The sequence below is a fragment of the Betaproteobacteria bacterium genome, assembly GCA_009693245.1.
Classification (GTDB): Bacteria; Pseudomonadota; Gammaproteobacteria; order Burkholderiales; family SHXO01; genus SHXO01.
The window spans coordinates 1-18,033 of the sequence record SHXO01000011.1 but is presented as its reverse complement, the minus strand read 5'-3'; the positions used below and the strand labels follow the sequence as shown (position 1 = coordinate 18,033).

The window sequence follows — 18,033 nt, the reverse complement described above, 5'->3', positions numbered from 1 at the left end:
AGCCCTCATCGCTCAAGCAAAGATCGCTTGTTCTTGGTCTTGGCCCATTCATCCGCATCGGGAGGTCCGTCCTTTTTCTCGACGATGGTCTTCCAATCCTTGGCGAGTTCGGCATTGAGCGCGATGAACTCCCGCTGGTCCACGGGCACATCGTCTTCGGCGAAAATTGCCTCCACTGGACATTCCGCCACGCACAAGGTGCAGTCGATGCACTCGTCCGGATCGATAACGAGCATGTTGGGTCCTTCGCGAAAACAATCTACTGGACATACATCCACGCAATCTGTGTACTTGCACTTGATACAGCTCTCGGTGACAACGTAGGTCATCCGGATTCTTCCTTGATGAGTCGCGGGAGGGTGGGGCAGCATCGTGCCTTATGGATAAGGATGATAACAGAGGGTGTTTTCCGGCCCGCGGCGGCACAAGTACACGAACCGAGCGAGGCGCGCCGGTGGCGAACCTTGCCGGCGTAGCCCATGACAGCCCTAGTCTCAGTCCCGAGTCTTAGTCCCCCTCCCGCCCGGGCCGATTATGGTTTAGGATATGCGCTCGTGTCTCCCCAGCCCGCCCGATCCGGTTCCGGGCGCGATTCCCAGAATTCTTCCGTTAAGAGGTTTACCTAATGAGTGAGCACATACGCTATTTGACTGACGATTCCTTCGAGCCCGAGGTGCTTCAGTCGGCCGTCCCCGTCCTAGTGGATTATTGGGCTGAGTGGTGCGGACCTTGCAAAATGATCGCCCCAATACTCGACGAAGTCGCAAAAGAATACGCGGGACGGCTAAAGGTCGCCAAGCTTAATGTCGATGAGAACCAGCAAACCCCTCCGAAGTACCAAATCCGTGGAATCCCGACGCTGATGATTTTCAAGAATGGCAGCCTCGAAGCCACCAAGGTCGGAGCGCTCTCCAAATCCCAACTAACCGCCTTTATTGACAGCAATATATAAATCCTATAGTCTTTCTCCCCTGTTTCTGGCTGCCTCCGCCCCCCTCTCGGGGCGCCCCCGAAACCGAGATGACACCCTCATCCCCTGGCAATCTCCCTAAGCAATCTCCTTATTTTCCGCGCTTTTCCCCACTTCTTTCGCCTCTTCCTTCTAGTTCCTAGCGCCGCACCTCCTTCTCTCCCGAGAGTTATTACCCTATGCACCTATCAGAACTGAAACATCTTCATGTCAGCGATCTCATCGGGATGGCACAGACCAATGAGATCGAAAACGCCAACCGGCTCCGCAAGCAGGATCTCATCTTCGCGCTGCTCAGGAATCAAGCCAAGAAGGGAGAAAGCATCTACGGGGAAGGAACCTTGGAAGTGCTGCCCGATGGCTTCGGATTCTTACGCTCGCCGGACATTTCCTATCTCGCCGGCCCGGACGATATCTACGTCAGCCCCAGCCAGATCCGCCGCTTTAACCTGCATACGGGCGACTCCATCGAGGGCGAGATCAGGACTCCAAAAGACGGGGAGCGCTACTTCGCTCTGGTCAAGGTGGACCGAGTCAACGCGGAACCCCCGGAGAACACCAAGAACAAGATCCTCTTCGAGAACCTCACCCCGCTGCACCCCACTTCGGTCTTCCATCTCGAGCGAGACATTCGCGCGGAGGAAAATCTCACTGGCCGAATCATCGACATCATCGCGCCAGTAGGCCGGGGCCAGCGCGGCTTGCTGGTTTCCCCTCCCAAGGCGGGAAAGACGGTCATGTTGCAGCATATCGCCCACGCCATCACATCCAATCACCCGGACGTCGTGCTCATCGTATTGCTCATAGACGAGCGCCCCGAGGAGGTCACGGAAATGCAGCGCTCGGTGCGAGGCGAAGTCGTGTCCTCCACCTTCGACGAACCCGCGACCCGCCACGTGCAAGTAGCCGAGATGGTCATGGAGAAGGCCAAGCGCCTGGTCGAGCACAAGAAGGATGTAGTGGTATTACTAGATTCCATCACGCGGCTGGCGCGCGCTTACAACACCGTGGTGCCAGCCTCCGGAAAAGTCTTGACCGGCGGCGTGGACGCCAATGCCTTGCAGCGCCCCAAACGTTTTTTCGGGGCCGCGCGCAACATCGAGGAAGGCGGCTCGCTCACCATCATCGCCACTGCCTTGATCGATACGGGGTCGCGCATGGATGACGTGATTTACGAAGAATTCAAGGGCACCGGCAACATGGAGATCCATCTGGACAGGCGCATGGCGGAGAAGCGTCTTTACCCCGCGATCAACGTCAATCGCTCCGGCACCCGGCGCGAAGAACTCTTGCTCAGAGCCGACATCCTGCAAAAAATTTGGATATTGAGAAGGCTCCTCTATCCGATGGATGACTTGGAAGCCATGGAATTCCTCGTCGACAAAATCAAGGCCACCAAGAGCAACGCGGAATTCTTCGATTCCATGAAGCGCGGATAGCGTTTCTTGAATGGCGGCTCATCGCGGCGGATGCCATTGCGGGCGAGTGAGGTTCGAGGTCGAGGCGCCCGCGCGGATTGACGTAACCGAATGCAATTGCTCTATCTGTAACAAGACAGGGTACCTGCATCTGATCGTGGACAAATCAGCATTTAGGTTGGCCCAAGGCGAAGACGCTCTCACTACCTATACCTTCAATACCGGCGTTGCCAAACACCTGTTCTGCCGTTATTGCGGCATCAAATCGTTCTATGTCCCGCGCTCCCATCCCGAAGGGTTTAGCGTCAACGCCCGCTGTCTCGATCCGGGTTCCGTCACGGGGATGAAGGTCACGCCTTTCGATGGGGCTCATTGGGAAGCCAGCATCGGCGGCTTACTTGACGGGTCCGCGGCGTAATCTCGAACACCCTTTACGCCGCTGACGGGAGTCCGTCAGCGGCCAATGCGAGAGCACGGCGGCGTAACCCAGCCGTGTCCATGGCGGCCACCTTTTCCCCCTCGTAACATCCCGGAAACACCCCTCCCTTAGAATGCGCGGTCAAGAAATTGCTATCTGGTGATACAGATCGCAACACCTATCCGAAAAGGGAGCCATATGGGCAGCCGTATCTACTTCCAGTCCACCACGAAACACGCACGGCCCATTGTCAGTGCACGCGATTATCAGTCCGTGAAGTCACTGTTAAAAAGCACGACGGTGCTTGGCCTCGTCGCCAATCGCGGCGAGTATCGCGTGGAGGCTCTGATACGCGAACTGGTGGAGTACGAAAGCACCCTTAACGGTACGGACCAGGAATATTGCCTGGGTTGGACCGAATATGTCCGCGTACCGCGCGCGGGCGAGGAGACCAGCGAAACCCGCCGCTGGTCCGACATGTAAATAAAAGCCAGCTAGTTCGGGAATCGCCTACCCAGATCCTCCACTTGCTCCGCCGTGAGCAACATCAGCTTCTCGCGTCGAAGCAACAGATACAGCTTCGCGGTCTCTTCCAGCTCTTCGGTCGCGTAGACCGCCGATTCCAAATCGTTTCCCGCGACGACAGGGCCGTGATTGGCAAGCAGCACGGCATGATGTCTTGACGCCACCTGTTTCACCGCGTTGGCCAGGGAAACATCACCTGGCGGATAGTAGGGTAGCAGTATTAGCTTGCCTATCTTCATCACGTAGTAGGCCGTGATGGGCGGAATAGGATCCTCGGCATGGTCCCGCGCCAAAATTGAAACCGTGACCGCATGCGTCGAATGCAAGTGCACCACGGCGTTCTAGCGAGGCCGTTCTCCGTACATCGCAAGGTGTAAAAATCCCTCCTTGGACGGCTTGTCTCCCGATAGAAGTTTGCCCGCACCGTCTATTTTCGAAATACGCGCCGGATCGAGCCGGCCCAGGCAGGAGTTGGTCGGAGTAACCAACCAACCGTCGTCAAGGCGCACACTGATATTTCCGGAAGACCCGGCACTGAGTCCGCGATCGAAGAGGCTCTTTCCGAATTCGGCGATTTGTTCACGTACCTTGGCCTCGCTCATGGCTGCGCGCGAAAAGCCTTGGTAAAGAAATCTTGCCCGCCGAAATTACCGGACTTGAGCGCCAGCTCCAGCGAGGGCTGGCCGATACTGAAAGTCCAGGGCACTCCGGGATCGATTTCCGGACCGATGTAGAGCCCTTGCACACCCAATGCGCTGGCGACGGCTCCCGAAGTCTCCCCTCCCGCCACGACCAGGCGATGCACTCCCCTCTGAACCAGTCCCTTCGCGATGCTACCCATGGCGTGCTCGACGAGTCCTCCCGCCTGGTCACGGCCCACTCGCTTCTGAACGTTTTTCACCACCTCCGGTGCAGCCGTGGAATAGAACAGGATGGGTTTCTCCGACAATAAGGAGCCCTCCCACTTTAGCGCCGCTCCAACAACGTCCTCACCCGCGGCAAGATGCAAGGGGTCGATTTTGAAAGTCTCATGCTGCTGCCGCATGTGAGCAACCTGCGCTTGCGTAGCCACGGAACAACTACCCGCAAGGACCGCCGTGGGCCCTGTAACCTTGGGCAACACTGAAGGTTGCCCAGGTTGCAACAGGCCTTGTTTGATGAAATTGGCGGGCAACCCCATGGCCATTCCCGAGCTGCCTGTAACCAATTTGAGGTTGCCACAAGCCTCTCCCAATACCATCAAATTCTCGTCGGAGAGAGAATCCAGAATCGCATGCCGAATTCCTGCGTCGCGAAGTTGCGCAAACGCTTCGCGCACGCTTGCCGCCCCGCGGGTAATCGTCGCATGGGCCACCAGACCCACTTTGTGCGACGTCTGCCTTTGCAGCACACGCACCAGGGATGGGTCGGTCATGGGCGTGAGAGGATGGTGCCGCATGCCGGATTCGGAAAGCAACTCATCTCCCACAAACAGATAGCCCTTGTAAACGGTGCGCTTGTTGGTGGGAAACGAGGTATTGAAGACGGTGAACGATTCGCCCAGCGCATCGAGCAGCGCGTCGGCCACGGGACCGATATTGCCTTGGTCAGTGGAATCGAAGGTCGAGCAGTACTTGAAGTAAAACTGCTGGGTTCCGCGCTCTTGCAAACAACGCAGCGCGGCCAGAGACATTTGCACCGCCTCCGCGGAAGGATTGCTGCGTGACTTCAGCGCGACGATGAGCGCATCGGCCCGCGGCACTTGCAACGACGGGCTTGGCACGCCCAATAACTGAATGGTGCGCATGCCGGCCTTCACCAATGTGTTGGCCAAATCCGAGGCGCCGGTAAAATCGTCTGCGATACAGCCTAGCAATACCGTCATTTACGCCTCAATTCTCCCCGAGACCGGCCAATTTGGGTGTTCATGACGTGCTATCACTTCCAATGTGGTGGCCATGTAGTACGAATAATGGGTTGCTGGGTCATGTTCTCCATCCACGTCGCGACCTTCGGCCCGATCATTTGCCGGATGCCTAGATCGCGCTTTTTCTTTTCCAGGCGAAGCGCTAGAGCCACCACGGGATAGACGGCGAAATCGGCGGCGCTCAATGACGAGCCCACCATGAAGCGGCCAATGCCAGCTTTTTCCCACATTGCAAGCTCCTCGGAGAAGGCCTGCGCACCGCGTTCGATCTTGGCCGCGTCCCACTTCTCCTCGGGCGCGAAGAAAATTTGCTCGATTAGAAGGCGCATGGAAGAATTGAGATAGAGATCCGCCTCTTGAACCAAGCGCCGGGCCAGCGCTCGTTGCTTCGTATCCTCCGGGAAAAGCCTGTCGCCCGAGGAATACTTCTCCTCCAGATACTCCACGATCGCCGTGGATTCATACAACGCGAATCCTTCATCGACGATGGCCGGAACTTTATGCCGCGGATTGATGGCCAGGAATTCTGGCTGGGTAAGGTCGCCCGAGGAGAATGAAATGGTCTTCATCTCGTAGGGAATTTTCTTGTGTTCCAAGGCGAGCCACACCCGCCACGCGAACGGCGAACCGGAGCCGTAATAGAAAGTGAGTGCCACAGCGTTCTACTCGTGAGTTATGATCAGCGGTGCACATAATACAGCCAAGGATGCGCGAGCCGCGTCATGGATGAAACAGTAATAAGGAGCATGGCCAAGTGGCCCAACGTTCCATCCGTTCATGGATGGCTGGAATTGGACCGGCGCGGACGATGGTGCATCAAGGGCGCCCCCATCAACCACGCGGGTTTCAACGAGTTCATTTCTCGCAACTACACGTGCGACCACGAGGGACGCTGGTATTTCCAGAATGGGCCGCAGCGCGTGTACGTTCGAATCGCTTACCTACCCTACATAGCACGAGCCGCCGCGGGTCCGGACGGGCTTCGGCTATTCACTCATACGGGGGGAGAAATCCTTGCCCCCAATCACGTTTGGATCGACGAGCAGGGCAACCTAGTGGTGGGTTTCGATGGCACGGCCGGATTGGTAAGCGGCCAAGACCTGGGGGAGGTGCTGCCGTGGATTCGAACTACACGGGGTGCTTGCCTGGATGACGAGAAATTGAGCGATGCCCTCAATAGGGCCCAACTAGGTACCGCCCCAGGGCTCACCCTGCAATACGGCCCTGGTCTAATCCCGGTCGCCTCGCTCAGATCCGAGGATGCCCCCGCGAAATTTCGCTTCGTCGCGGATCCATCTCCAGCGCCCGGCGATCCGGATTGCTAGTGTAGTGCTTCGCTCTTAATGGCGCCTAAGTTGAAGAATCAGAAGGCCTGGGATTGGGGCAAAAGTGGCGAAATCGGTCCCAGACGAGGCGAAAACCGCAGCGAGGTTGCACACCTCGCGAGGATTTGCAACGAAGTATGGGGCCGATTCTCGCTATCTTTTGTGCCGTTAAGAGTGAAGCACTACACTAGGTAGGCGCGGGAATCGTATGCCCATGCTGCGTAAGCGCCCGGTCGAATGCTTCGAAGATCTTCATCCACTGAATGGGGCGTTTCAGCACTGGCCAGCGCGTGCCGAAATCCGAGTTTCCGATGAGCACGGTGGGAACCGCTCGGTCCAAGTTGGAAGCAAGCATGGTTTGCAGGTAGAGCATGTCGCGCGCGTCAACAAGATAGAGGTCGGGGCGGCCATCTGGATTGGTATTGGCGTCAAATTCAACGAACCTCTGCTTGCGGCGCACCGATAGGTTAAGCGTGCTGCTTAGAACAATCTTCTCGGTTTCATCAAATCCAATCACCGCGACGCTATAGGCATCCTTGGGCTTCGAGCGCGAGGGGGCGCTTCGTGGCGCAGCCACATGGTTTAGAGTCGTTGCGGCCGCCTTCACAGGGGGCTGGCCTAGCGCTTTGCGCAGCGCCTTCAATTCGGCGACCAATAGCTCGGCGGAAGCAAGGCGATCACTGGGCTTCTTGGCCAATAAGCGGTCAATCAGGGGTTGAAATTGGGCGAGAGTTTCTGGCAAGCGCGGAATCGGCGCCACCACATGCTGGCGAATGAGGTCGCTCAAATTCCCGGCGCGGTAGGGTTTCTTGCCCGTAAGCATCTCAAAAAGCATGACCCCAAGGCTATACAAATCCGAACGCGCATCCGTGGGTTTGGATTCCGCCTGTTTGGGGCTTAGATAATAGGGACTTCCCACGATATGTCCGCTTGCGGTGCGGTTGAGAAGATCCGACTGCCCTTTTGCGATGCCAAAATCAGCCAGGACTAGCGTTCCGTCCGCCCGTAACATGAGGTTCGCGGGCTTTAGATCGCGGTGCGCGATCCCCTTCGCATGCGCCGCCACCAGCGCCTGTGCAACGGCTAGGGCGCACTCCAGCGCCTGCTCTGCGTCCAAGCCATGTTTCATGATGGCGCCCAGTTCGCTTCCAGGGAGATACTCCATGGCGATATAGGCGTGCGATTGGGTGAAACTCTGCTCATGGATACGCGCCACGTTGGGGTCGCGAATCTGGCTGATCAAGGCGTATTCTTGTATGAAGCGCTGGAGCTGCTCTTCCTCGCCATCGTTGATGGGCAGCATCTTGAGCACGCGCTCGGTTCCAGACTGAATATGGGTAGCAAGAAATACTTCCGCCATCCCGCCTTTTCCAAGGGGATGCTCAAAGCGGTATCCCGGAACGTAGAGCCCGGTTGCCGGGTCAGGCACGCCCTCGGATTCCGCCGGCGAGGGTGGCTTCGATTCGGTCCGGTTAGAAGTAACTTCCAAGGCCTGCTGGACCGGAGCCTTGGATGGTGTACTGGATGGCTTATCGAGCCCGGTATTGCCGCTTGCGGTTGGCCCAGAGGATAACGATGCCTCTCGCCTTAGCACGGCGCTATTGGTTTCCATCGAGCGCGCCACGCGCTCGCCGGCCTTGCTTTCCATGGCCACGGCGGCCACCTCATGTAGCTCGGCCGTACCGTGCGTGCCCAGCCGAACCGCGCTGCGCTGCCCGCCGCTACAAACTTTCTCGGCTATCCGCATGGCACTGGAAGTCGCCGTAATACCCCATCCTTTTCTTGCGCCGACGGCCGCGAACTTCGCTACCAAGGTAATCGCTTCTTTAAGGTCGCGATCGATCTCCCCGCCGCCGTTCCCCTCGTCATCGAAATCGCCCAAGTCCATGGCGATACTCACCGCGAAATCGCGCATTCCGCGTCCAGGGTGCCGGTGCTTGAGCCAGATGCTAAATTGCTGGGCGATGTAGATCATTTCAATGGCCGCGTTAAAACAACGGGACACCTCTGTTTGCGCGCCCTCGAATAACGCCGAAAATCCATTCATGTTCGCCATGATGGGGCTTCCGTCATGACTCCTCACACACTGGTCGAGCTTGGTCTTCAATGCATTATGAAGCTCCGCCTGCTCTGGACGAGGCAGGGACGCCACAACGTCCGTCATCCTGTGGATATCGCAGAAGAGCAGGACGCGCTGGCTGAGTTGCCCGCCGACACCTAATTCCCTGTAAACATCTTGTACCGATCCTGGCCCTTCGTCGTCCCCTTCGTCGTCCTCTTCGCCATCCATTTCGTCTTCGTCGTTTTCCCCGCCGTTCTCTTTCGCCTCGCCGGCATCGTCCTTTGTGTGCTCCCAAGCAACTGAAGCGCTTGCGCCATCCAAGTCCGCTGTGATCTGCGCGACCAGGACGAATTCGTCGCTGGACTTGTCCAGGATGCGGTAATTTTTACCGGGGGCGATGCGCCGGAGAGAATCGAAGTCTTCGGGCAACGCAACGATCGCGATGGGAATTCCCTCGGTAGCGGGGAGTTGTTCCAGCCCATGCAACAATTCCTCTGCACGGGGATGGCAAACGTCGACGACCAGTCCGTCAGGTTGGAATTTGGCCGGCGCGCCGCGCGCGGCTAGCAGGCCACCCACGCCCTCGACATGATGTCCGGCATCGGCGAGGTGTGCTCGCAACACGGACCGGGTCGCGGGATTAGGATCGATTAGAAGGATTTTCGACACAGGTTTAGAGGGAGCCGTCGTACCAGGGCATCTTCCTCGGCATCAAGCCACCAACGGCCCGCAGCGGATAATCTGAAGGCTCTTACGACGGAACAGCCTGCGGCCCGCCAATCCCGGGGGATGGGCTATCGCACCTGCGTCTTGGAGAATTCGTCCTCGATGTGATCGCTAAAATAACTCAGAATGGACGGAGCCGCGATGAGCCGCCGGTGAATCTCCGAGCTAACGCGCCGGTACTGAAGAATCCTGCCGTCGCTGAATTCGATCTCTAGGCATTGCTCCCTGGGGTCATAACCAATGGAGCGAATGCCGGCTGACGTGACCTTCTTGCGTTCCATCGCGTTCATCCATGCCGGTTACACGGAGAGCCTCGCCTGGCCAATGAAACTCGTTGTGCCTAGGGTCTGCGTCGCCCGTGACACAACCCCCCATCGAACGAAGGGTAATACGCCCCAATGAGCATCTACGGCGTGCTCACTGAGATGGTGCAACTCTCTAGACATTTCGTTAGGCGCGATGCCTAACGCTTGCCCAGAAAAAACAAAGCCCGCGGATCAGGTGCTGGTATCCGTCACGGATGCAGGCTGCCCGCAGGCATCCTGGAGCTTAGTTCGGCCTGTTGCCTGAAACCGGGAACGGCCAAGCTGCCGGCGCGGGAGCGGGTTTTGGCGCAGATGCCGATTCCGACTTTGCTGCGAGCTTTTTAGCCGCCCTCTTGGCAGCAGGCTTCTTCGCCGCTTTCTTGGCGGCTGGCTTCTTCGCTGCCTTTTTCTTAGCTGCCGGCTTCCTTGCCGCTTTCTTAGCCGCTGGCTTCTTCTTCGCGACTTTCCTAGCTGCCGGCTTCTTCTTAGCCGCTGTCCGCTTTGCCGCCTTCTTCTTCGCCGGCGCTTTCTTCTTCGCCGCGGGCTTCTTCGCCGCCGCTTTCCTAGCCGGCGCCTTCTTCTTCGCCGAGGGCTTCTTGGCCGCGGCTTTCTTCGCTGCGGGTTTGCGAGCCGGAGCCTTCTTCTTGGCGGCCGGCTTCTTAGCTGCTGCTTTCTTAATAGCCATTTACAACCTCCTAATCAAAGTTACGATGGATACAACTAACGCACTTCACAGTGCGACCGCCTGAAGAAGCCGAACCCGGCCTCTCCTAGCAGTTCTTTGCGCCGCCTCCCCGCGGCTCACGACGAGTTGCCAAGGGTGCTTGGCTAATCCCAACTCAGGGCCCCGCCGGTCTGATACTCTATAACCCGGGTTTCGAAGAAGTTGCGTTCCTTCTTCAGATCGGTCATTTCTGACATCCAGGGGAAGGGATTCATCGCCCCCGGATAAATTTGATCCAAGCCGATTTGTGTGCACCGGCGGTTGGCGACATAGCGCAGATATTCCTTGAACATCGGGGCGTTCAAGCCAAGAACTCCACGCGGCATGGTGTCCTCGGCATAGCGATACTCCAGTTCCACCCCTTTTTGCATGATCTCGCGGATCTCCTCGCGAAACTCCGCCGTCCACAGGTGAGGGTTTTCCATCTTGATTTGATTGACGAGGTCGATGCCAAAATTGCAATGCATGGACTCGTCGCGAAGAATGTATTGGTATTGCTCGGCAGCCCCCGTCATTTTGTTCTGCCGCCCTAAAGCCAAGATCTGGGTGAACCCCACATAGAAAAACAGTCCTTCCATGACGCACGCAAACACTATCAGGCTTCGCAGCAGCTTTTGATCGGCCTCCGGGGTTCCCGTCTTGAACAACGGATCGGTAAGCGTGTCTATGAAAGGGATAAGAAACTCGTCCTTTTCGCGAATGCTGGACACTTCGTGATAGGCATTGAAAACCTCGCCTTCATCCAGCCCTAGGCTCTCGACGATGTACTGGTACGCGTGGGTATGAATCGCCTCCTCGAAGGCCTGGCGTAGCAAATACTGGCGGCATTCCGGCGCGCTGATGTGGCGGTAGGTACCCAAGACGATATTGTTGGCGGCCAGGGAATCGGCGGTCACGAAAAACCCGAGATTGCGCTTGACGATGAGCCGCTCATCGTCGGTCAGCCCGTTTGGGTTCTTCCAAAGCGCGATGTCGCGGTTCATCGCGACTTCTTGCGGCATCCAGTGATTCGCGCATGCTGCCAAATACTTCTCCCATGCCCATTTGTACTTGAACGGCACCAACTGGTTGACGTCGGTCTTGCCGTTGATGATTCGCTTGTCTTCCAGCCTAATACGGCGGAAGTCTTGTGGCACCGGCGTCTTTACCAACGGCCCGGTCCCTATGTTCGGTTCAACCGATACGAAAGCGTTGACGTGCCCCACCGCCAATCCCGCCACGCCCCTTGTCTCTTCAAACTGCAGCATCTCGTGCGCTCCCTTTCTTGTTCGCTTCGCTCGCTGGGCGGCACACGGGCGCAATATTTAGCAAGCTCTGTGCCCCGCCATGAAAATTCGTTTTTATCGCGCGCTTCAACGCGCCGTCATGCGTGCATGATGATGCGCGCATAATGGCCTTCGCGCACTTTCCAGCGCGATTCACTGCCCCGACAATCCACACCGCCATCCTAGAATTCCGCATCACTGGCAAGCTTCGCAATCCGGGTCATCGATGGCGCAAAACTTCATGTCATCGCCTTGCGCAGGGGCTAGAACCGCGGCGGCTCTCACTGCGCCACCCACTGGAACGGCATTGAGATGCCCCGCCTGCACCGTCGATTTTTCCGCCGATGAAGCTCCCAAGGTGCGCAGGTAGTACGTCGTTTTCAAACCGCGCAACCACGCAAGCTTGTAGATGTCGTCGAGTTTTTTCCCGGATGCGCCCGCCATGTAAATGTTGAGCGATTGCGCCTGGTCGATCCATTTCTGACGCCGTGCGGCGGCTTCCACCAACCATGTCGCGTCAACTTCGAACGCCGTCGCGTAGAGCCAGCGCGTATCCGCGGGTATCCGGTCGATGCGCGCGAGGCTCCCGTCGAAATACTTGAGGTCCGCTACCATGACCTCGTCCCACAGATTGAGCTTCTTCAAATCCGCCACGAGGTATTCGTTAGCAACCGTGAACTCTCCCGAGAGATTCGACTTCACGTAGAGATTCTGGTACGTGGGTTCAATGCTCGCCGACACTCCGATGATGTTTGCAATGGTGGCCGTTGGGGCGATCGCGACGCAGTTCGAGTTACGCATGCCAAACTCCTTGATGCGTCCGCGCAGTGCGTTCCAATCCATGGTGGCCGAGGCATCCATCTCGACAAATCCGCCACGCTCATCCGCCAAGAGCTTCACCGTATCGGGAGGAAGAATACCCCGGCTCCACAGCGAACCATCGAAGGTGGAATACGGCCCACGCTCGGCGGCCAGTTCCGTCGAGGCCCAATAGGCGAAGTAGGACACGGCCTCCATGGATTTGTCGGCGAACTCCACCGCCTTCTTGGAGGCGTAGCTCAAGCGCAGTTCATGTAAACAATCCTGAAAGCCCATGATGCCCAAGCCCACCGGACGGTGCTTCAAGTTCGAATTGCGCGCCTTTTCCACGGCGTAATAGTTGATGTCGATAACGTTATCGAGCATTCGCATGGCGCTGCTGACGGTCTGCCTTACCTTATCCAGGTCCAGCTCTCCGTCCTTGAGATGCGCCACCAGATTGACGGACCCCAGGTTACACACCGCGATTTCGCTGCCGCTGGTGTTTAGCGTGATCTCCGTGCAAAGATTGGAGCTATGCACTACCCCCACATGTTGCTGCGGCGAGCGGATATTGCACGGATCCTTGAAAGTGACCCAAGGATGGCCCGTCTCGAAAAGCATGGTCAGCATCTTCCGCCATAGTTGTGTAGCAGCCACTTTCTTGAACAGCTTTATCTCGCCTCGCGCGGCTTTTTCTTCGTAGCCGGTATAGGCACCCTCAAAGGCCTTGCCGAATTTCTCGTGCAAGTCCGCGGTTTCCGAGGGCGAAAACAGAGTCCATTCGCCATTGTCCATCACCCGCTTCATGAATAGGTCTGGAATCCAGTTGGCCGTATTCATGTCGTGCGTACGCCTGCGATCGTCCCCAGTGTTCTTGCGCAATTCCAGAAACTCCTCGATATCGAGGTGCCACGTCTCCAGATAGGAGCACACCGCCCCTTTGCGCTTACCCCCCTGGTTCACCGCCAAGGCCGTGTCGTTCACGACCTTGAGGAAAGGAACGACACCTTGCGACTTTCCGTTTGTTCCCTTGATATAGGACCCCAGGGCGCGCACCGGCGTCCAGTCATTTCCCAGGCCGCCGGCATACTTGGATAGCAGCGCGTTTTCCTTGATGGCGTCGTAGATCCCTTCGAGGTCGTCGGCTACCGTGGTGAGGTAGCAACTTGAAAGCTGCGCACGCACCGTCCCCGAATTGAAGAGGGTCGGGGTAGAACTCATGAAGAGAAAAGAGGACAGCACGTTGTAGAACTCGATCGCGCGCGCTTCCTTGTCCCGCTCGTTGATCGCCAAACCCATGGCAACCCGCATGAAGAACGCCTGGGGTAACTCGATGCGCTGCTCGTTGACGTGCAGAAAGTAGCGGTCATAGAGTGTCTGCAAGCCTAGGTAGCCGAATTTCAAGTCGCGGTTGGCTTGGATCGCGATTCCGAGCGCCCTGAGATCGAAGCGCCCCAACCGCGGATCCAGCAACCCGGCGCTAATCCCGCGTTTGATGAAATTTGGGAAATACTGGGCGTATTGCATATGCATGTCGCTCTGCACGTACTCGCCTCCAAGCACCTCATGGCGGATCGTGTGCAGGAGGAGCCGCGCCGTGACATAACTATAGGCGGGATCCTTTTCGATCAGGGCCCGCGCGGATAAAACGGCGCACTTGCGCACTTCGTCCATGGACACCCCGTCATAGATGTCCTTGAGAATTCCCTGCATGATCGCTTCGACGCTGGTGGATTGGCCCAGTCCGTCGCAAGCATCGCTCACGATACGGTGCAACTGGTTGAAATCGAGCGGCTTGATCTGCGTGCCATCCTTGACGCGGATAACGTGATCTCCGTGAACCGCGCGCTGAGCTTCCTTCTGCTTCGCGCGCACGCGGGAGCGCTCCTCGCGATACAGCACGTAGGCACGCGCCACATCGTGCTCTCCGGATCGCATGAGCGCCAATTCAACCTGGTCTTGAATGTCCTCGATATGAAACGTACCGCCCTGTGGCTGGCGCCGCATCAGGGCGCTCACCGCCATTTCCGCCAAGCTGGCCACCATTTCTCGCGCTCGCGCGGAAGCCGCGCCTTGGCCTCCGTTGACGGCCAAGAATGCTTTCGTCATGGCCACGGAAATTTTGACAGGCTCGAATCCGACCACCGAGCCATTTCGGCGAATGACCCTGTATTGCCCGTACCGAGGGTCCGCCACCGCGGCGGGCGCGATAGCCAGATCCTGGGGAACCGCGAAAGATCCCGCTGCCTCCGATACAACCTGCATTGAACTGCCTCCTGTTTTTCGCCGTCGCATCCGGACGACGCATTTTGTCTTGCAAAGCTTGAATGAGCTTTAGCCAGCGAACCGAGAAACCACTAGATATTGTGTTCCAATCCGCGCACGGACACCAATTCTAGTGTTCCGTATGCCACTGTCAAGCTTCGCGCGGATGTCACGGTGCGAAAAAAATACAAAACCGGGAAACTCCCGCGCGCCTAGCGGCTAAACAAACCCGCCAATGGAATGACGATAGCGGTGCCAGTCGAAGTGGGGACCGGGATCGGTTTTTCGGCCGGGAGAAATGTCGCAATGTCCAGCGGCATCCGCGATGGGATAACGCTCGCGCAGCGCGCGGGTGAGCCTTGCAAGCGCTTCGTACTGCGCATCGGCGAATGCTTCGTGATCGGTGCCCTCCAACTCCACGCCGATGGAGAAGTCGTTGCAACGTTCGCGGCCGCGCCAGCGGGATTGGCCCGCATGCCAGGCGCGCCGGTTGGCGGCGACGAACTGGATGACTTCGCCCGTTCGCCTAATGAAAAAATGAGAAGACACTTGCAGCCCGGTAATTTGGGCAAAGTAGGGATGCGATTGGGGCTCCAGGCGGTTGAGGAAGAGATCCACCACGCCACTGCCGCCGAACTCACCTGGAGGCAGGCTAATGTTGTGGACCACCAGCAAGGTCACCGGCTCGCCTGCTGGCCGGTCGTCGCAATTAGGAGACGGAATGAAAAGCGCGCCAGACCAGACGCCGTCGTTCGAAAAAGCGCCGCCGCTGGATGCGTTCGGTTCGGACATCGAGCCGGCGTGATGCGGGCTTACTTAATTGATCCCCAAGCGCTCCATGCGATAGCGCATGGCGCGAAAGGTGATCCCCAGTAATTTGGCCGCCGCCGTGCGGTTGAAGCGCGTCTTCTCCAATGCTTCGAGAATTGCCTCGCGCTCCACGCGGTCCAGATATTCTTGAAGAGGCCATTTGCCGTCGGTGGAGTCTCGTGGCACCTCGGTCACTTCTGGCGGAGTCAACTGCAGGTCTTCCTTCGTGACCTTCAATCCGTCACACAAGGCGATGGCGCGTTCCAGCACATTTTCCAGTTCTCGCACATTGCCGGGAAAATCGTACTGGGCAAGTGCCTCGACCGCATCGTGTTCGAGCAAAGGCTTGGACACGCGGGCTTGTACCGCCAGCCGGTCCAGAATGGCCGCCGCGATGTCCGGTACATCCTCGCGCATATCTCGCAGGGCCGGCATGCGAAGCTCGATGACGTTGAGCCGGTAATACAAATCATGGCGGAACTTTCCAGCTTCCACGCACTGGGACAAATTTTGATGGGTAGCGCTGATGATGCGAACGTCCACGGAGTCTTCCTGGGTCGATCCGACTTTGCGCGCCTTTTTCTCTTGAATGGCGCGCAGTAACTTCACTTGCATGGGCAAGGGTAGATCGGCTACCTCGTCGAGAAACAGCGTGCCGCCATTGGCCGCCTGGAAAAAACCATCCCGCTCGGAATCCGCTCCCGTGAAGGCGCCCTTCTTGTAACCGAAGAATTCGCTCTCCATGAGATTCTCTGGAATTGCGCCGCAGTTCACCGGCACGAAGGGTTTCTCCCTCCTGGCGCTCTTCTGGTGGATGAGGCGCGCCGCCAATTCCTTCCCGCTCCCAGACTCGCCGCTAATGTGTACTGGCGCCTCGCTTCGCGCCAGCTTTTCGATCAATTGCTGTACTTGAATGATGGCCGGAGAGCTCCCCAGCAAGGAGCGCTCGCCCAGATTACCGTCGGCGCCCTTGGCCTCGGATTTGGGTAAATTCAAGGCCGATTTCACCAAGGTGCGCAACTGGTCCAAGCCCACGGGCTTGGCCAAGTAGTCGAAGGCACCCGCCTTGAGGGCCGCCACGGCGTTCTCGGTATTGCCGTGGGCCGTGATGATGGCCGCTGGCAAATCCATGTTGTTCTTGGTCACGAATTCCACGATCTCGACGCCGCTTCCGTCGGGCAGCCGCATGTCCGTGAGGCACAAATCGAAGTGCCGCTGCTGCAGCTTGGTAGTGGCCTCCTTGACGCTCATGGCCCGCTCCACGTCCAGGCCCATGCGTAGCAGCGTCAGTTCGATCAATTCGAGAATATCGACTTCGTCATCGACCACCAATACACAGCGCTCCTGTCCAGGCAGGCGCGCGGCGGGTCCGTTCTGCTCTTTTCGTTTCAACTCTTGATTCCCTTGAAGATGACAATGAACTGGGCCCCGGCGGGCAAATCCACGAAGTCCAGCGAAGCCCCGTTACCCTCGCAGATCTCGCGGGCGATGTACAGGCCGAGCCCGGTACCGCTCGCGGCCGTGGTGAAGAAGGGTTCGAAGAGATGGGGCCGAATCGCTTCCGGCACGCCCGGCCCGTCATCTCTCACCGATAATTCTACTGTCCCGGCGCCCGTTCCCGCCCGCGTTCGGATGGCTATGCTACGCGGTTTACGCTGGCAATAGCGCAGCGCGTTGCGGCAAAGATTCCACATCACCTGGTTCAAGTGGCTGCGGTCGAACACGATGGACAAATCCTTCTCCACCACCAAGGAGATGATCCCGGGGTCGATCTTCTCTATTTGGCAGAACTGTCCGACGAAGGTGCCCAGAAACTCGCTCAGCAGAAAAGTCTCGCGGTGGGCGCGGTCGCGGCGGCTAAGCTTAAGAACATCTTGCACCATGCGGTCGAGGCGCTGGGCGTTCTCGTGCACGATCTGGAGGAGGCGTGCCTGAGTCTCCGGAATATCGGGCTCCTCCAACAACAACTCCGTGGCGTGGTTGATGGCCGAAAGCGGATTGCGGATTTCGTGGGCGATGTTGGCCGTGAGCCTACCCATGGCCGCGAGCTTCATCTGCTGGGCCTGGGCCTGGACACGAGTCAAGTCTTCCAGAAAAATCACCACTCCCACTTTTCGGTCCCGGGCTACGGGCACGAAGCGCGCGCCAGTCAGCTTATGGGCGATGACTGTTCTTAGGGGCTCCGCATTGCCGTCCGGGTCTTCCCGCCATTTTCCCAAACGCTCGGACAATGTGAGCGCGTATTGATCCAACCGCAGTTCCCGCCCGCCTGGGGGCACGGGCCCCAAGATCTCGATGGCCCGGCGGTTTATCTGGCGCACCACACCTTGCTCATCGACCACGAGAACACCGTCTTGCATGTCCTGTATCACCAACTGATTGACCTGCGCCAAGTTCGCCAAGTCCACCTCACGCTGGGCGGCAAGCCGTTCGCTCGCCACCGTGTAGCACGCCAGCGTGTGAGCCAGCCAGGCAGTGGCGAAGTAGCCAATGCTCAGCAAGGCGGATTGAAT

At 58.0% G+C, this 18,033-nt stretch carries 16 protein-coding genes and 1 pseudogene; 5 read left to right on the top strand and 12 right to left on the bottom strand.

Annotation, left to right across the window (positions count from 1 at the left end; all coding sequences use genetic code 11):
• Positions 1-5 precede the first annotated feature (5 nt).
• Positions 6-329, bottom strand: coding sequence for a ferredoxin family protein (locus EXR36_03120; GenBank protein MSQ58647.1), 324 nt, complete (start codon positions 327-329; stop codon positions 6-8).
• A 296-nt stretch (positions 330-625) separates the two neighbouring features.
• Between EXR36_03120 and trxA the strand changes: the two genes are divergently transcribed.
• The 4 genes from trxA (at position 626) to EXR36_03100 (ending at position 3,289) form a co-directional block, all read left to right on the top strand.
• Complete coding sequence (gene trxA, locus EXR36_03115; GenBank protein ID MSQ58646.1) at positions 626-952, top strand: thioredoxin TrxA; 327 nt, start codon at positions 626-628, stop codon at positions 950-952.
• 197 nt (positions 953-1,149) lie between these two features.
• On the top strand, positions 1,150-2,409 hold the full coding sequence (locus EXR36_03110) for a transcription termination factor Rho (protein ID MSQ58645.1): 1,260 nt from the start codon (positions 1,150-1,152) through the stop codon (positions 2,407-2,409).
• A gap of 10 nt (positions 2,410-2,419) precedes the next feature.
• Complete coding sequence (locus EXR36_03105; protein MSQ58644.1) at positions 2,420-2,806, top strand: GFA family protein; 387 nt, start codon at positions 2,420-2,422, stop codon at positions 2,804-2,806.
• Between the two features lie 198 nt (positions 2,807-3,004).
• A complete protein-coding gene (locus EXR36_03100) occupies positions 3,005-3,289 on the top strand; it encodes a hypothetical protein (GenBank protein MSQ58643.1) in 285 nt (94 codons plus the stop codon).
• Between the two features lie 11 nt (positions 3,290-3,300).
• On the opposite strand, the pseudogene EXR36_03095 reads toward EXR36_03100, so the two are convergent.
• The 3 genes and pseudogenes from EXR36_03095 to EXR36_03085 form a co-directional block, all read right to left on the bottom strand.
• A pseudogene (locus tag EXR36_03095) lies at positions 3,301-3,933 on the bottom strand (aldolase).
• Positions 3,930-5,195, bottom strand: coding sequence for a four-carbon acid sugar kinase family protein (locus EXR36_03090; GenBank protein MSQ58642.1), 1,266 nt, complete (start codon positions 5,193-5,195; stop codon positions 3,930-3,932). Before EXR36_03090 ends, EXR36_03095 begins: the two are co-directional and overlap by 4 nt.
• A gap of 53 nt (positions 5,196-5,248) precedes the next feature.
• The gene (locus tag EXR36_03085) at positions 5,249-5,893 is read right to left on the bottom strand and encodes a glutathione S-transferase family protein (GenBank protein ID MSQ58641.1); all 645 of its coding nucleotides are present in this window, start codon (positions 5,891-5,893) and stop codon (positions 5,249-5,251) included.
• A gap of 66 nt (positions 5,894-5,959) precedes the next feature.
• Between EXR36_03085 and EXR36_03080 the strand changes: the two genes are divergently transcribed.
• Positions 5,960-6,562, top strand: coding sequence for a DUF2946 family protein (locus tag EXR36_03080; protein MSQ58640.1), 603 nt, complete (start codon positions 5,960-5,962; stop codon positions 6,560-6,562).
• Between the two features lie 187 nt (positions 6,563-6,749).
• Here the strand turns inward: EXR36_03080 and EXR36_03075 are convergent, their stop codons facing one another.
• From EXR36_03075 to EXR36_03040, 8 genes are all read right to left on the bottom strand, one after another.
• Positions 6,750-9,293: a hypothetical protein gene (locus tag EXR36_03075; protein ID MSQ58639.1), complete on the bottom strand. Its 2,544-nt coding sequence runs from the start codon at positions 9,291-9,293 to the stop codon at positions 6,750-6,752.
• Positions 9,294-9,418: 125 nt separating this feature from the next.
• Positions 9,419-9,640 carry a KTSC domain-containing protein gene (locus tag EXR36_03070; GenBank protein MSQ58638.1) on the bottom strand — a complete coding sequence of 74 codons (222 nt, stop codon included), beginning with the start codon at positions 9,638-9,640 and terminating at the stop codon, positions 9,419-9,421.
• A gap of 259 nt (positions 9,641-9,899) precedes the next feature.
• A complete protein-coding gene (locus EXR36_03065) occupies positions 9,900-10,340 on the bottom strand; it encodes a histone (protein ID MSQ58637.1) in 441 nt (146 codons plus the stop codon).
• Positions 10,341-10,483: 143 nt separating this feature from the next.
• Complete coding sequence (locus tag EXR36_03060) at positions 10,484-11,626, bottom strand: ribonucleotide-diphosphate reductase subunit beta (protein ID MSQ58636.1); 1,143 nt, start codon at positions 11,624-11,626, stop codon at positions 10,484-10,486.
• Between the two features lie 213 nt (positions 11,627-11,839).
• Positions 11,840-14,710, bottom strand: coding sequence for a ribonucleoside-diphosphate reductase subunit alpha (locus tag EXR36_03055; GenBank protein ID MSQ58635.1), 2,871 nt, complete (start codon positions 14,708-14,710; stop codon positions 11,840-11,842).
• A 219-nt stretch (positions 14,711-14,929) separates the two neighbouring features.
• Complete coding sequence (gene ampD, locus EXR36_03050) at positions 14,930-15,502, bottom strand: 1,6-anhydro-N-acetylmuramyl-L-alanine amidase AmpD (GenBank protein ID MSQ58634.1); 573 nt, start codon at positions 15,500-15,502, stop codon at positions 14,930-14,932.
• 24 nt (positions 15,503-15,526) lie between these two features.
• Entirely contained in the window at positions 15,527-16,912 is a 1,386-nt protein-coding gene (locus EXR36_03045; protein MSQ58633.1) for a sigma-54-dependent Fis family transcriptional regulator, read from the bottom strand.
• A partial coding sequence (locus EXR36_03040) for a PAS domain-containing protein (GenBank protein ID MSQ58632.1) occupies positions 16,909-18,033 on the bottom strand: 1,125 nt, incomplete at its 5' end. The genes EXR36_03040 and EXR36_03045, both read right to left, overlap by 4 nt.